This window comes from Bradyrhizobium vignae, from assembly GCF_900324035.1.
GTDB lineage: Bacteria > Pseudomonadota > Alphaproteobacteria > Rhizobiales > Xanthobacteraceae > Bradyrhizobium > Bradyrhizobium vignae.
Genome location: NZ_LS398110.1, coordinates 5,976,273 through 5,988,882, shown reverse-complemented (window position 1 = coordinate 5,988,882; position 12,610 = coordinate 5,976,273). Strand labels below are relative to the sequence as shown.

The following is a 12,610-nucleotide window of genomic DNA, read 5'->3' as shown; positions in this document are numbered from 1 at the left end:
AGGACGACCCTTTGGCCCGTATCACCCTTCGCCAATTGCTCGATCACGCCGCGAGTCACGGCTATGCCGTGCCGGCGTTCAACATCAACAACATGGAGCAGGGCATTGCGATCATGCAGGCGGCGGCCGAGGTCGACGCGCCCGTGATCATCCAGGCTTCGCGCGGCGCGCGCAGCTATGCTGGCGATCTCATGCTCTCGCATATGATCGACGCGCTGGAGCGGACCTATCCCGATATCCCGCTCTGCATGCATCAGGACCACGGCAATGACGAGGCGACCTGCGCCTCCGCCATCGCCCATGGCTTCACCTCGGTGATGATGGACGGCTCGCTCAAGGCCGATGCAAAGACGGCGGCCGACTATGACTACAATGTCGCGATCACCCGCCGCGTCGTCGATCTCGCCCATTGGGTCGGCGCTTCGGTCGAAGGCGAACTCGGCGTGCTCGGCTCGCTGGAACACGGCGGTGGCGAGCAGGAGGACGGTCATGGTGTCGAGGGCAAGGTCAGCCACGACCAGCTGTTGACCGATCCGGACCAGGCCGTCGACTTCGTCGGTGCGACGAAGGTCGACGCCTTGGCGATCGCGATGGGCACCTCGCATGGCGCCTACAAGTTCAGCCGCAAGCCCGATGGTGACATCCTGGCAATGCGAGTGGTCGAGGAGATCCATCGCCGGCTGCCGAATACACATCTCGTCATGCATGGCTCTTCGTCGGTGCCGCAGCCGCTGCAGGACATGTTCAACGAGTTTGGCGGCGAGATGCCGCAGACCTGGGGTGTGCCGGTCGAGGAGATCGTCCGCGGCATCAAGAGCGGCGTGCGCAAGGTCAATATCGACACCGATTGCCGGCTGGCGATGACCGCCGTGTTCCGGAAAGTGGCGGCCCAGGCGCGCTCCGAGTTCGACCCGCGCAAGTTCCTCAAGCCCGCGATGGACGCGATGCGAGAGCTGTGCCGCGAGCGGTTCGAGCAGTTCGGCACGGCGGGCCATGCGAGCAAGATCAAAGTGGTCCCGATGAGCGAGATGGCGCGGCGCTATCGCGCCGGCGAGCTTGATCCGCGCATCGACGCCCGCGAACCGGTCGCAGCCTAGTCATTCAGAGAGAGAAGAGCAGGAGAGAGCCATGAACGCACATGCAGGCACGGTCCGCGGCAAAGAGCGCTATCGCTCCGGCGTGATGGAATACAAGCGCATGGGCTATTGGGAGCCCGATTACACGCCGAAGGACACGGACGTGATCGCGCTGTTCCGCGTCACGCCGCAGGAGGGCGTCGACCCCATCGAGGCGTCGGCTGCCGTTGCCGGCGAATCCTCAACCGCGACCTGGACGGTGGTGTGGACCGATCGCCTGACAGCGGCCGAGAAATATCGCGCCAAGTGCTACCGCGTCGATCCCCTCCCGGGCTCGCCCGGCTCGTATTTCGCCTACATCGCCTACGATCTCGACCTGTTCGAGCCGGGTTCCATCGCCAATCTTTCGGCTTCGATCATCGGCAACGTGTTCGGCTTCAAGCCGCTCAAGGCGCTGCGCCTCGAAGACATGCGCTTTCCGGTCGCCTATGTGAAGACGTTCCAGGGACCGGCGACCGGCATCGTGGTCGAGCGCGAGCGGCTCGACAAGTTCGGCCGGCCACTGCTGGGCGCGACGGTGAAGCCGAAGCTTGGTCTGTCCGGCCGCAACTACGGCCGCGTGGTCTACGAGGCGCTGAAGGGCGGGCTCGATTTCACAAAGGACGACGAGAACATCAACTCGCAGCCCTTCATGCATTGGCGCGACCGTTTCCTCTACTGCATGGAGGCGGTCAACCGCGCGCAGGCTGCCTCGGGCGAGGTGAAGGGCACCTATCTGAACATCACCGCGGGCACCATGGAGGACATGTACGAGCGCGCGGAGTTCGCCAAGGAGCTCGGCTCGGTCATCGTCATGATCGACCTCGTGATCGGCTACACCGCGATCCAGTCCATGGCCAAATGGGCCCGGCGCAACGACATGATCCTGCATCTGCACCGCGCCGGCCATTCGACCTATACGCGGCAGAAGAGCCATGGCGTGTCGTTTCGCGTCATCGCCAAATGGATGCGCCTCGCCGGTGTCGACCACATCCATGCCGGCACAGTGGTCGGAAAGCTCGAAGGCGATCCCAACACCACGCGCGGCTACTACGATGTCTGCCGCGAGGACTTCAACCCGACCAAGCTCGAGCACGGCCTGTTCTTCGACCAGCACTGGGCGAGCCTCAACAAGATGATGCCGGTCGCTTCCGGCGGTATCCATGCCGGCCAGATGCACCAGCTGCTCGACCTGCTCGGGGAGGACGTCGTGCTGCAGTTCGGCGGCGGCACCATCGGCCATCCCATGGGCATTGCGGCTGGTGCGACCGCCAATCGCGTGGCGCTGGAAGCGATGATCCTCGCCCGCAATGAGGGCCGCGACTATGTCCACCAAGGGCCGGAGATCCTCGCCAAGGCGGCCCAGACCTGCACGCCGCTGAAGGCCGCGCTCGAGGTCTGGAAGGACGTGACTTTCAACTATCAATCCACCGACACGCCGGACTTCGTGCCGACCGCGCTGGAAACCGTCTGAGGAGAATGGAGATGAAGATCACCCAGGGCTGCTTCTCGTATCTGCCCGATCTGACCGATGACCAGATCTCCAAGCAGGTGCAATACTGTCTCGCCAATGGCTGGGCGGTGAATATCGAGTTCACCGATGATCCGCATCCCCGCAATACCTATTGGGAGATGTGGGGCCTGCCGATGTTCGATCTCCAGGATGCCGCCGGCGTGATGATGGAGCTCGCCGAGTGCCGCAGGGTCTACGGCGACCGCTACATCCGCATCAGCGGCTTCGATTCCAGCCACGGCTGGGAATCGGTGCGGATCTCCTTCCTCGTCAACCGGCCGAAGCAAGAGGCGGAGTTCGAGCTCGTGCGGCAGGAGGTGGGGGGCCGCGCAATTCGCTACACCACGGTGCGCCGGCCGGCCGCGCACGCGTCAGCTTGAGTCTTTCGCTTCCGCGCGGAGCTCTCCCTGCTCCGCATCCTTGGCGGACCACTGCTTCGTCGCTCCCCTGCGGCGAAGCCCTTTTATTCGAGGTGCCGATGCTCGATGTGCCCCACGCAACCACGACCGAACACAGCGAGACCCAATTCGATCTCCGCAAGGAGGCTGAAGCGGCTGGGATCACCGATACGCTGCAACAGCTCGATCAGGAGCTGATCGGGCTCAAGCCGGTGAAGAACCGCGTGCGCCAGATCGCCTCGTTGCTGCTGATCGAGCGCATCCGGCAGCGCGCGGGCCTTGCCGCCGCACCGCCGACGCTGCACATGTCGTTCACGGGCAATCCCGGCACAGGCAAGACGACCGTCGCGCTGCGCATGGCCAAGATCCTGCACGGCCTCGGCTTCGTGCGCCGCGGGCAGGTGATTTCGGTGACGCGCGACGACCTCGTCGGTCAGTATATCGGTCACACCGCGCCGAAGACCAAGGAGATCTTGAAAAAGGCGATGGGCGGCGTGCTGTTCATTGATGAGGCCTATTACCTGCATCGTCCCGACAACGAGCGCGACTATGGCCAGGAATCGATCGAGATCCTGCTCCAGGTGATGGAGAACCAGCGCGAGGACCTCGTCGTGATCCTCGCCGGCTATGGCGAGCGGATGACGAGCTTCTTCGCCTCGAATCCCGGCTTCCGCTCGCGGATCGCCCACCACATCGAATTTCCGGATTATTCGGAAGCCGAGCTGCTCGTCATCGCCGAGCTGATGCTGAAGGAGCGGGGTTATCGCTTCTCGGCAGCGGCACGCGAGGCGTTCGAGAAATACATCGCGCTGCGCCGGACCCAACCGTTCTTCTCCAACGCGCGCTCGGTCCGCAACGCGGTCGATCGCATCCGCCTGCGGCAGGCCGATCGCCTGGTGTCCGATCTCGACCGCATGCTCGATGTCGCCGACCTCGAAACCATCGACCCGGCGGATGTCCTCGCAAGCCGCGTCTTCAGCGGTGGTCCGGTTGCGGAAAGGAGCGTGAGGGCATGAGCAGCGAGATCCTTGTTGCCCCCTCGATCCTGGCCGCCGACTTCGCGCGTCTCGGTGAGGAGATCGCGGCCATCGATGCCGCCGGCGCCGATTGGATCCATTGTGATGTGATGGACGGACATTTCGTCCCGAACATCAGTTTCGGCGCCGATGTGATCAAAGCGATACGGCCGCTGACGAAGAAGGTTTTCGACGTGCATCTCATGATCGCGCCGGTTGATCCCTACCTCGAGGCGTTCGCGAAGGCAGGCGCTGACGTCATCACGGTCCATGCCGAAGCGGGGCCGCATCTCGACCGCTCGCTCCAGGCGATCCGCGCACTCGGCAAGAAAGCGGGCGTCGGCCTGTGCCCCGCGACGCCGGAAAGCGCGATCCAATACGTACTCGACCGTATCGATCTCGTGCTGGTCATGACGGTCAATCCTGGCTTCGGCGGTCAGTCCTTCCTCGAGTCCCAGATCGAGAAGATCAGACGAATTCGAACAATGATCGGCGACCGGCCGATCCGGCTCGAGGTCGATGGCGGCATCACGCGCGACAATGCCGCTGCCGTTGCCGGAGCGGGCGCCGACACGCTGGTGGCGGGATCCGCGGTGTTTCGTGGCAGGGATGGCACTGAATACGCCGCCAATATTGCGGCCATCCGCCTCGCGGCCAAGACGGCGCGGGTTGCAGGATTGCACGACATTTCCGCGCAGCCGGCACGTGCCAGGGAGTCTGCGCGTATCCGGTAGATTACGGATGACACGCGGCCTCAGCGCCGCTCTGCTCTGAGGAAATCTTTCCGGCGGACGTGGCCCGCATGGTCACCGAGCAGGACCGCCGGGTTATCGCGAGCGGCATGCCGATGTTCCTCGAGGAGCATCTGCTCGAAGTCGGCGAAGGCCGCGACCGCGTCGTCAATTCACGCAAAATGCTGATCGCGGATGGCGACGGGAATCCGCAATACTTGGTTGGCGTGATCGAGGACGTCACGGAGCGCGTCACCACCCGGCAGCGCATCAGCCATCTCGCGCATCATGACGTGCTGACTGACCTGCCGAACCGCAGCGCCTCCAATGCGGCGCTCGCCGAGCGGTTGAAGCGGGCGGGGGAGGCGGCGACCAGTTTTGCCGTGCTGAGCCTCGATCTCGACCGCTTCAAGGAGGTCAACGACGTGTTCGGTCACCCCGTCGGCGACCTGCTGATGCGAGCGGCGGCTGACCGACTTGCCACGGAAGCCGAAGGCGCCTTCGTCGCCCGCATCGGCGGCGACGAGTTCGTGGTCTTGATGCCCGAGGACGCGCGCCGTGAGGACGTTCTGGTGCTGGCTGAACGCCTGGTCGAGACGATCGGCAGGGAGCTGGAGGTCGACGACTATCTCTCCAACGTAGGCCTCAGCATCGGCATCGCGTTCTGCAGTCGTTCCCGTTCGACAAGATCAAGCTCGAGGTTCCAGGCGTCCGCCAGCGCTATTTGGAACTTGGGCCTGACGACCAAGTTCAAGTGCGGGGGCGCAGCAAATCTTTTGCACAACCGCCATCGACCTGACGCAAATCAGGGCAATAACCCTAGCAAGCGAGGGAGGGTCTCATGGAGAACGTACGTCGCTACCGGGCGCTGGCGTCCCTCTGTCGCCAGCAGGCGGCCTATCGGCCGCTCCAGAATTGGGAACTGCTCGGCCGAGCCGAACATTTCGAACATCTCGCCGAAATCGAGCTGAAGGCGCATTTCGACGCCTGCAATGTGCAACGCGACAAGGACGCCGCCGCGCCCACGACATGGGAAACTCCCGTCGCAGCGTGATGGCGCCATCTGGCACGGCTCAATGCGACATCAGCGTCGGGACCGTCATGGCATCCAGCATAGCGCGGGTGACGCCGCCGAGAACGCGCTCCTGCAACCGCGAGTGGCCGTACCCGCCCATCACCAGGAGATCGAGACTCTCGTCCGCCGCCAGTGACAGGATGGTCGGTTGAATGTCGGCGCGCGTTGCCGAGAGGGCGACCGTGCGGGTCGACAGTCCGCGCCGGCGGAGATGTTTTGTCAGACTGTTCGCTGACGCTTCGTTGGAGGCGGCGTCGGTCTCGTTGATGGTGATGATCACGATTTCTGCGGCGCGCGCCAGGAACGGTGCTGCGTCGCGCACCGCGCGGGCAGCGAGGCGGCTGCCATCCCAGCAGATGCCGATCCGGTTTGCCTTGAAGGCTCCACGGAAGGTGTAGGGCAGGAACAGGACCGGGCCGCCCGCCTGGAACAGGATCTCGCGTGGCATGTCGTTGTCGAACGAGCCTTGCGTCGGATCAGGCTGAAGCACGACGCTGAGGTCGTGCAGTCGCGCCATCTCGCCGAGCGAGCCGGCTGCATCCGCCGGGATCGCGCCGAGTGCGTGGCTGGCGTAGGAGATGCCGGCGTTCGCCGCCTCGCTCTTGAACACCGCGAGCGCGGCCTCGGCCCGCTCCACGGCGCGCTCGCGTTCCAGTTCGAACACGGCCGCCACCGCGGCGCCGCCTTCCATCACGTAAGCTGCACTGGTTGCGACATAGCCGACCGCGACCGCGTCGAGATGCGCGTTGAGTTTCGCCGCGAGCGAGATCGAGCCGTCGATCGCCGAACGCATGGGACGTTCGGTGGGAATGTGGACGAGAATGTCTTTGTACATGGCGCGCCTCCAGTGGACATCATCCGGTGGTTGCAGTTTTTCACTGCGCGAAGGACCCGTGTTGAGCTGCATCAAACGGCCAGCGACCGTTTGCTTGCTGCGCCTGCTCCCCCATTCTTTGCCGAGATTTAATCGGGTGGACGGGACGCCGTAAGGTAGCAACGACCATGTTGACGGCAAGGCGACACCAGCTCAACATGGACATTTCGACATGAACGATCGCATCAATTCCAACACTACCACGTCTCGCAAGATCTTGCGGCCGCGCCGGCTCGTGCTGCTCGGCACCGTGGCCGCGCTGGGCGTGGCCGCCCTGTCAGTTGCCCCAGGCACTTCGCCGTTCGGGATGAACTCCTTCATTGCACCGGCTCAGGCTGCGGAAGCCGTCGCAACACCGCCGGGCTTCGGCGATCTGGTCAGCAAGGTCAAACCCGCGGTGATCTCGGTGCGGGTCAAGATCGACCGGGACAACGACAAGAGCGCGATGTTGCAGCAGAACCGGATGGACAAGGACGAGACTTCTCCGTTCGACCAGTTCTCGCGGGAGTTCGGCTTCCGCTTCCCGGGTGGCACGAACGGCGTGCCGCACCGCCACCAGGTCATCACCGGCGAAGGCTCCGGCTTCTTCATCTCCGCTGACGGCTATGCCGTGACCAACAACCACGTCGTCGACCATGCCGAGTCCGTCCAGGTGACGACCGATGACGGCACCATCTACACCGCAAAAGTGGTCGGCACCGATCCGAAGACCGACCTTGCCCTGATCAAGGTCGACGGCAAGAAGGACTTTCCGTTCGTCAAGTTCTCCGACGAGAAGCCGCGCATCGGCGACTGGGTGGTCGCGGTCGGCAATCCCTTCGGTCTTGGCGGCACTGTGACCGCCGGCATCGTCTCGGCCAGCGGCCGGGATATCGGCAACGGTCCCTATGACGACTTCATCCAGATCGATGCGCCCATCAACAAGGGCAATTCCGGCGGGCCGGCTTTCGACATGAACGGCAACGTCATCGGCGTGAACACTGCGATCTTCTCGCCCTCGGGCGGCTCGGTCGGTATCGGCTTTGACATTCCGGCTTCGACCGCCAAGCTCGTCGTCGCGCAGTTGAAGGAGAAGGGCGCGGTGACGCGCGGCTGGCTCGGCGTTCAGGTGCAGCCGGTGACGGCCGAGATCGCCGACAGCCTCGGCCTGAAGCAGGCGCGCGGCGCCATCGTCGACAATCCGCAGGACGGCAGCCCGGCGGCCAAGGCCGGCATCGAAGCGGGCGACGTCATCACCGCCGTCAATGGCACCACGATCAAGGACTCCCGCGATCTCGCCCGCACCATCGCCACCTTGGCACCGGGCACGTCCGTGAAGCTCGATATCTTCCGCAAAGGCGACAGCAAAACGGTGACCCTGACGCTCGGCGAGCTGCCGAACGAACAGCAGGCCGCGAACAAGGCCGATGACGGCAAGATGCAGCCGAGCGCCGGTACGCCGCGCCTCGGGCTTGGTCTGGCTCCAGCCGGCGAGGTGCAGGGCGCCGGCCAGAAGGGCCTCGTCGTCACCGAGGTTGACCCGCAAGGGCCGGCGGCGCAGCGCGGCATCCAGACCGGTGACGTCATCCTCAATGTCGGCGGCAAGGCGGTCAGCAATGTCGGCGAGATGCGTTCGGAGCTGGCGCAGGCCAAAGCGTCGGGCAAGCGCAGCGTTCTGTTGCAGGTCAGAAGCGCGGATGCCACCCGCTTCGTCGCGGTGCCGCTCGCGTAAGGCGAAGCTCGACCGGCGCAAGTCCAGAAAGGCGGCCCTCGGGCCGCCTTTCGCATACGCAATCAAGCTCGCCAAGGCCCGATAACATTCTCGTTAACGGCAGGGACGATGACCCGGTGCGTCCGAAAAAGCCGTGTTCACTGGTCACAGTTCCTCTGTGCTCTGCTGCGACGTAGCCGCGGAGCCCAGTTGCAAGCCTGGAACTTCGAACCTTCCCGGCGCCTTATGGAACTGGCCGGTGGTTCACATTTGATCGGTGCCGACATGGATCGATTGAAGCTCTCGCTGAGGAGTGCGCTGCTCCTGGCGCCATTGGTGCTCTGGCACGGAAACGCGCTCGGGCGCGACGACGGCCGCTACGCCGACTCGCCCCTCAAGCCCTGGTTCGACAGCCTGCGTAGCCATCTGGGTCCGTGCTGCTCGGATGCGGATGGGGTCGCCGTTGCCGATCCAGACTGGGAGTCGCACAACGGGCGTTACCGGGTGCGTCTCGATGGACAGTGGATCGAGGTGCCGGACGAAGCCGTCATCACCGAGCCGAACCGTGCAGGCCGCACCATGGTGTGGCCGGTGAAGACTGCGTTCGGGATTTCGATCCGCTGCTTCATGCCGGGGAGCATGATCTGAGACTGATCAGCGTCAGCGCTTGCTGGATTTGCGCTTCGACGACTTCTTCGACGACGTCCTGGAGGTCTTCTTGGCGCTCTTGCGCTTCGACGCCTTCTTCGGGACCTTCTTGCCCTTCTTGCGTGCCTTCGACAGTCCGATTGCGATCGCTTGCTTGCGGCTCTTCACGCGGCCGCCGCGTCCCCCACGGCCGCTCTTCGCGGTGCCCTTCTTGTAGCGCCGCATCTCGCTTTCGACATCGCCGCCGGCGCTGCGTGAGTAACGGCGTTTCTTTGCCTTACGTGCCATGCATGTTCTCCCTTGGCCGAAGAAAAACCATTCGGCACGGCCATGGTTCCGGGAGCGCCTATGCAATGTTCCAAACGCGAACCGCTGCCTAGAAGGAATTCGCCAGCTCTATCTCCGCTTCGAGGGCCTGGATGCGCCGTGCGGCCTCGCTGAAGGACAGATCCCGTGCGTATTGGGCGGGTTGATAGGCCTCTTCACTCAGCCGTTTCAGCCTGAGGCCCTGCGCTCGCGTCATCTGCTCGCTCAGGAAAGCCCTGGCATCGTATTGACCTTGAACCTGCATGTCCTCTCGCCTCCGTCCAGAAATCGTGACTTGACTATATGTTCTTATTTTGTTCTAACAGGGCATGGACAACAGAATTAATGAAATTCGACGTAAAATCAGAGCCTTGAGGCTTGAGATGGCCGACGTCGAGGCGTCGGTGCGCGACCTCGTCGAGCGCGATCACGACTGCACAGAAAGGGCCCTGGCGCAGATGGATCTGCGCCGGAAAATCAACCTCCTGATCGACGAATGGAGGGCGGCTGGTGGCAGCGACGTTCTGCCTGATGTCCGCGACCGGGTGCGCCTTCGTCCCGTGAAGCCAGTCGGCAATCCCGTCCACGCAATCGGACGCCGCTGAGATCTTTGGAAGCGTATGGCGGAGGAAGAGCAGGACCCATACCGGATCTCGCAACTGCCCGTCGAACCGCGATGGCGTTGAGCGTGCGTCCCGGGTGCCGGAAGCGCGTGGATGCCGAATCCTGACAGCTCGGAGCGTCGAGCGAGGGCCCCGCAGTGGCGGAGCCCTCCATGGATTACGGGGAGCGGCTATTTGGTGTTGGTCATGCCGCCTTTGTTCGTCATGGTGCCGCCCTGATCGGAGCCGGGACCAGAGCCGCCTTGGCCGGAAGGATCAGCGCCCCGGGTAGACTTGGTATTGGCGCCGGTGGTCTGCGACGATGACATCGAGGATCCGTGCTTGGCCTTATGCGACTTCGCCTGGGCGGCGAACGGCGCGGCGGCTAGGCCGGTTGCCAACATTACGGCGAGAGCGAGCTTGGTCGTCTTCATGCGGGAAACTCCCTGAGTTGAATTGACGCAGGCAGCCAACCGCTATTCGCCGCAGGAGTTCCCAACAAAGCATTTCCCCGCGCCACGCACGCTTCAAGATTGCTTGTCCTCTGCGAGGATGAACACGACGCCAGTGAGCGTTGCGCCGATCGCGAACGTCGTCACCAAGGTGAGGGCGAAGACCGCAACGGCTTGGCTTCCGCCGTTATTGAGCAGGTTGGCCACGGCCGGATTGGACAGGACGAGCGCGAGGCTGAAGATGAGGCCGAGGGCTGCGCCCATCATTGCATGCGTCATCAGCTTGATAAGGCCGCTGGCAGAGATCAGCTCAGACGACTTCTTGGTGCGCATGGGACTGAATCCCGAACTGGCATGCCAACGCACGCGCAATTCCCGGGTTCCAGCCGATCGAACGAATTTGTCGTCACTCGCTTCATCCGACGTTCATGCCGGGCTTGCGAGGATGGGTGTCATCAAAACGGGAATATCGATATGGGTAAGGTAGTCTTTCTTTACCGCTCGCTGGCCTATCGTAGCGCGGCCGTGGACATCTTGCGTAAAGCCCGCAGGCTGCCGCGCGGAGCAGAGCGAAATGCGGCACGCCGCTACGCCAGGGCGTTGCGCGATCTCGCCCGAACGGAGGCCTGGCTGGAAGGACGGGTCGCGCGCGAACCGCGGATGGCCCGGCGCGTGACGAGCGCAGCGTCCGGTTAGCCGGATGCGCGCTGCAATTCGGCGGAGCCAGCGGTATCGAATTTGCCGGGTGCGCTGGTCGCCGTCTTGCGTGTCAACGGCACCTCCAGGCGGCACAACAGGCCTTCGGCTCGCCAATCGAACTGCGCCTGTCCGCCAAGCTGGGACTCGATGCTCGCAAGCAGGCTCCGCGTGCCGAAGCCGCGCGATTTCGGTGTCATGACCAGCGGACCGCCCGACTCCTCCCAACACAGCGTGAGCAGTTCGTCCTCGACCTGCCAATCGATCGCGAGCCGTCCCGATCGGGTCGAGAGCGCGCCATACTTTGCCGAGTTGGTGAAGAGCTCATGCAGTGCGAGCGCCAGTGTCTGGGCCGTTGCCGGCATCAACTGAACTTCGGGACCTGCCAGTCTGATCTGGTCGCCGAGCGAATAGGGCGCAAGCTCCTCGTCGATCAACTTGGAGAGCTCAGCGCCCTGCCAACTCGACAGCGACAGGATGGTATGCACGCGCGCCAGTGCATTGATGCGCCCCTCCACCGCGTTGACATAGGCCTTGACCTCGTCGGCCCGCGTGAGGCGCACGATCGACTGCGCCAGCGCCAGCGCATTCTTGGCGCGGTGATCGACTTCCCGCGCGAGCAGGTTCTGCCGCTCTTCGGCGCGCTTGCGTTCTGTGATGTCGACGGTGACGCCGCTGACGCGCACCACGCGCCCGCTCTCGTCGACCGTCGCGGCCGCCGTGCCGACGCACCAGCGCACCTCGCCGTCGGGCCGCACGATGCGGAACTCTGTTTCATAGGCGCGCGTGCCCTTGTTGAATTCGGCGATCGCTTTGCGCAATTGATCGACGTCATCGGGGTGCAACAGCGCCTGAACGTTGGCCGGATTGACCTCGAAGCTCTCCGGGCTGACGCCGAAGATGCGGTATTGCCCCTCGTCCCACATCCAGTCGCCGCTGATCCAGTCCCAATCCCAGGACCCCATCTTGCCGGCAGCGATCGCCATGCTGCGCCGCTGCTCACTCTCGCGCAGCTTCGCGGTGGAGCTCTCCAGTTCCGCGGTGCGTGCGCGGACGCGGTCCTCCAGCTCATGATTCAGCCGTTCGAGCTCGCGCGTCTTGCGGTAGAGCTCGGCAAACACCTTGATCTTGGCGCGCAGCACTTCCGGCACGACCGGTACCGGCACGTAATCGACCGCTCCCATCTCGTAGCCGCGCAACCGGTCGATGTCGCTGACCTGGATGGCCGAGATGAAGATCATCGCGGTCTTCTGGAAGCGCGGATGCTCGCGGATCATCGCGGCGAGCTCGAAGCCATCGAGCTCGGGCATGCAGACGTCGACCAGGATCACCGCGATCTCGGTCTTGAGCAGAACCTCCAGCGCCTCGCGCCCCGAGGAGGCGATCACGAGGTTCTCGCCGAGATCCTTCAGAATCACCTCATAGGCGAGCAGCTTGGCGGGCTGATCGTCGACGAGGAGGATGTTGACCTTTTCGTGGTCCATTCGCGGATCC

Annotated in this window: 16 protein-coding genes and 1 pseudogene; 11 read left to right on the top strand and 6 right to left on the bottom strand. The window is 63.9% G+C overall.

All coding sequences use genetic code 11. The features are described 5' to 3' along the window. The first annotated feature begins 11 nt into the window (after nucleotides 1-11). The 7 genes and pseudogenes from fba (at nucleotide 12) to BRAD3257_RS42040 (ending at nucleotide 5,827) form a co-directional block, all read left to right on the top strand. A complete protein-coding gene (gene fba, locus BRAD3257_RS29165) occupies nucleotides 12-1,097 on the top strand; it encodes a class II fructose-bisphosphate aldolase (RefSeq protein WP_122404740.1) in 1,086 nt (361 codons plus the stop codon). Between the two features lie 31 nt (nucleotides 1,098-1,128). After that, on the top strand, nucleotides 1,129-2,589 hold the full coding sequence (locus tag BRAD3257_RS29160) for a form I ribulose bisphosphate carboxylase large subunit (RefSeq protein WP_122404739.1): 1,461 nt from the start codon (nucleotides 1,129-1,131) through the stop codon (nucleotides 2,587-2,589). A gap of 11 nt (nucleotides 2,590-2,600) precedes the next feature. Next, nucleotides 2,601-3,008 (top strand): ribulose bisphosphate carboxylase small subunit, encoded by a 408-nt coding sequence (locus BRAD3257_RS29155; RefSeq protein WP_122406815.1) that lies wholly within the window; start codon nucleotides 2,601-2,603, stop codon nucleotides 3,006-3,008. A gap of 98 nt (nucleotides 3,009-3,106) precedes the next feature. Continuing rightward, nucleotides 3,107-4,042: a CbbX protein gene (gene cbbX / locus BRAD3257_RS29150; protein ID WP_162500397.1), complete on the top strand. Its 936-nt coding sequence runs from the start codon at nucleotides 3,107-3,109 to the stop codon at nucleotides 4,040-4,042. Further along, nucleotides 4,039-4,776: a ribulose-phosphate 3-epimerase gene (rpe, locus tag BRAD3257_RS29145; protein WP_122404737.1), complete on the top strand. Its 738-nt coding sequence runs from the start codon at nucleotides 4,039-4,041 to the stop codon at nucleotides 4,774-4,776. Before cbbX ends, rpe begins: the two co-directional genes overlap by 4 nt. 44 nt (nucleotides 4,777-4,820) lie before the next feature. Then, a pseudogene (locus BRAD3257_RS29140) lies at nucleotides 4,821-5,444 on the top strand (diguanylate cyclase domain-containing protein); the annotation flags it as partial. Nucleotides 5,445-5,614: 170 nt separating this feature from the next. Next, entirely contained in the window at nucleotides 5,615-5,827 is a 213-nt protein-coding gene (locus BRAD3257_RS42040) for a hypothetical protein (protein ID WP_122404736.1), read from the top strand. Between the two features lie 19 nt (nucleotides 5,828-5,846). Here BRAD3257_RS42040 and BRAD3257_RS29130 read toward each other — a convergent pair whose 3' ends face one another. Further along, the gene (locus tag BRAD3257_RS29130; RefSeq protein ID WP_162500396.1) at nucleotides 5,847-6,683 is read right to left on the bottom strand and encodes a universal stress protein; all 837 of its coding nucleotides are present in this window, start codon (nucleotides 6,681-6,683) and stop codon (nucleotides 5,847-5,849) included. A 211-nt stretch (nucleotides 6,684-6,894) separates the two neighbouring features. Between BRAD3257_RS29130 and BRAD3257_RS29125 the strand changes: the two genes are divergently transcribed. Both BRAD3257_RS29125 and BRAD3257_RS29120 read left to right on the top strand, forming a co-directional pair. Next, nucleotides 6,895-8,433, top strand: coding sequence for a Do family serine endopeptidase (locus BRAD3257_RS29125; protein WP_122404734.1), 1,539 nt, complete (start codon nucleotides 6,895-6,897; stop codon nucleotides 8,431-8,433). Between the two features lie 264 nt (nucleotides 8,434-8,697). Then, nucleotides 8,698-9,060 carry a hypothetical protein gene (locus BRAD3257_RS29120; RefSeq protein ID WP_122406814.1) on the top strand — a complete coding sequence of 121 codons (363 nt, stop codon included), beginning with the start codon at nucleotides 8,698-8,700 and terminating at the stop codon, nucleotides 9,058-9,060. Nucleotides 9,061-9,072: 12 nt separating this feature from the next. On the opposite strand, the gene BRAD3257_RS29115 is transcribed toward BRAD3257_RS29120, so the two are convergent. Then, the gene (locus BRAD3257_RS29115) at nucleotides 9,073-9,348 is read right to left on the bottom strand and encodes a DUF6496 domain-containing protein (RefSeq protein ID WP_122404733.1); all 276 of its coding nucleotides are present in this window, start codon (nucleotides 9,346-9,348) and stop codon (nucleotides 9,073-9,075) included. A gap of 88 nt (nucleotides 9,349-9,436) precedes the next feature. Then, the gene (locus BRAD3257_RS29110; protein WP_122404732.1) at nucleotides 9,437-9,631 is read right to left on the bottom strand and encodes a DUF3072 domain-containing protein; all 195 of its coding nucleotides are present in this window, start codon (nucleotides 9,629-9,631) and stop codon (nucleotides 9,437-9,439) included. A 118-nt stretch (nucleotides 9,632-9,749) separates the two neighbouring features. Here BRAD3257_RS29110 and BRAD3257_RS29105 point away from each other — a divergent pair, with 118 nt between their 5' ends. Then, the gene (locus BRAD3257_RS29105) at nucleotides 9,750-9,971 is read left to right on the top strand and encodes a hypothetical protein (protein ID WP_122404731.1); all 222 of its coding nucleotides are present in this window, start codon (nucleotides 9,750-9,752) and stop codon (nucleotides 9,969-9,971) included. A gap of 188 nt (nucleotides 9,972-10,159) precedes the next feature. On the opposite strand, the gene BRAD3257_RS29100 is transcribed toward BRAD3257_RS29105, so the two are convergent. Continuing rightward, the gene (locus tag BRAD3257_RS29100; protein WP_122404730.1) at nucleotides 10,160-10,402 is read right to left on the bottom strand and encodes a hypothetical protein; all 243 of its coding nucleotides are present in this window, start codon (nucleotides 10,400-10,402) and stop codon (nucleotides 10,160-10,162) included. Nucleotides 10,403-10,495: 93 nt separating this feature from the next. After that, nucleotides 10,496-10,753, bottom strand: a complete 258-nt coding sequence (locus BRAD3257_RS29095) for a hypothetical protein (protein WP_122404729.1) — start codon at nucleotides 10,751-10,753, stop codon at nucleotides 10,496-10,498. A gap of 141 nt (nucleotides 10,754-10,894) precedes the next feature. On the opposite strand from BRAD3257_RS29095, the gene BRAD3257_RS29090 reads away from it, so the two are divergent. Next, nucleotides 10,895-11,116 carry a hypothetical protein gene (locus BRAD3257_RS29090; protein WP_122404728.1) on the top strand — a complete coding sequence of 74 codons (222 nt, stop codon included), beginning with the start codon at nucleotides 10,895-10,897 and terminating at the stop codon, nucleotides 11,114-11,116. Here the strand turns inward: BRAD3257_RS29090 and BRAD3257_RS29085 are convergent. Continuing rightward, nucleotides 11,113-12,600, bottom strand: coding sequence for an HWE histidine kinase domain-containing protein (locus tag BRAD3257_RS29085; protein WP_122404727.1), 1,488 nt, complete (start codon nucleotides 12,598-12,600; stop codon nucleotides 11,113-11,115). The two genes, BRAD3257_RS29090 and BRAD3257_RS29085, sit on opposite strands and share 4 nt — an antisense overlap. Between the last annotated feature and the right edge of the window lie 10 nt (nucleotides 12,601-12,610).

What these genes read in the sequence shown, in the direction of transcription:
- BRAD3257_RS29160 (WP_122404739.1), top strand. Translation starts at nt 1,129, where the DNA reads ATGAACGCACATGCAGGCACGGTCCGCGGCAAAGAGCGCTATCGCTCC.
- BRAD3257_RS29155 (WP_122406815.1), top strand. Translation starts at nt 2,601, where the DNA reads ATGAAGATCACCCAGGGCTGCTTCTCGTATCTGCCCGATCTGACCGAT.
- cbbX (WP_162500397.1), top strand. Translation starts at nt 3,107, where the DNA reads ATGCTCGATGTGCCCCACGCAACCACGACCGAACACAGCGAGACCCAA.
- rpe (WP_122404737.1), top strand. Translation starts at nt 4,039, where the DNA reads ATGAGCAGCGAGATCCTTGTTGCCCCCTCGATCCTGGCCGCCGACTTC.
- BRAD3257_RS42040 (WP_122404736.1), top strand. Translation starts at nt 5,615, where the DNA reads ATGGAGAACGTACGTCGCTACCGGGCGCTGGCGTCCCTCTGTCGCCAG.
- BRAD3257_RS29130 (WP_162500396.1), bottom strand. Translation starts at nt 6,683, where the DNA reads ATGTACAAAGACATTCTCGTCCACATTCCCACCGAACGTCCCATGCGT.
- BRAD3257_RS29125 (WP_122404734.1), top strand. Translation starts at nt 6,895, where the DNA reads ATGAACGATCGCATCAATTCCAACACTACCACGTCTCGCAAGATCTTG.
- BRAD3257_RS29120 (WP_122406814.1), top strand. Translation starts at nt 8,698, where the DNA reads ATGGATCGATTGAAGCTCTCGCTGAGGAGTGCGCTGCTCCTGGCGCCA.
- BRAD3257_RS29115 (WP_122404733.1), bottom strand. Translation starts at nt 9,348, where the DNA reads ATGGCACGTAAGGCAAAGAAACGCCGTTACTCACGCAGCGCCGGCGGC.
- BRAD3257_RS29110 (WP_122404732.1), bottom strand. Translation starts at nt 9,631, where the DNA reads ATGCAGGTTCAAGGTCAATACGATGCCAGGGCTTTCCTGAGCGAGCAG.
- BRAD3257_RS29105 (WP_122404731.1), top strand. Translation starts at nt 9,750, where the DNA reads ATGGCCGACGTCGAGGCGTCGGTGCGCGACCTCGTCGAGCGCGATCAC.
- BRAD3257_RS29100 (WP_122404730.1), bottom strand. Translation starts at nt 10,402, where the DNA reads ATGAAGACGACCAAGCTCGCTCTCGCCGTAATGTTGGCAACCGGCCTA.
- BRAD3257_RS29095 (WP_122404729.1), bottom strand. Translation starts at nt 10,753, where the DNA reads ATGCGCACCAAGAAGTCGTCTGAGCTGATCTCTGCCAGCGGCCTTATC.
- BRAD3257_RS29090 (WP_122404728.1), top strand. Translation starts at nt 10,895, where the DNA reads ATGGGTAAGGTAGTCTTTCTTTACCGCTCGCTGGCCTATCGTAGCGCG.
- BRAD3257_RS29085 (WP_122404727.1), bottom strand. Translation starts at nt 12,600, where the DNA reads ATGGACCACGAAAAGGTCAACATCCTCCTCGTCGACGATCAGCCCGCC.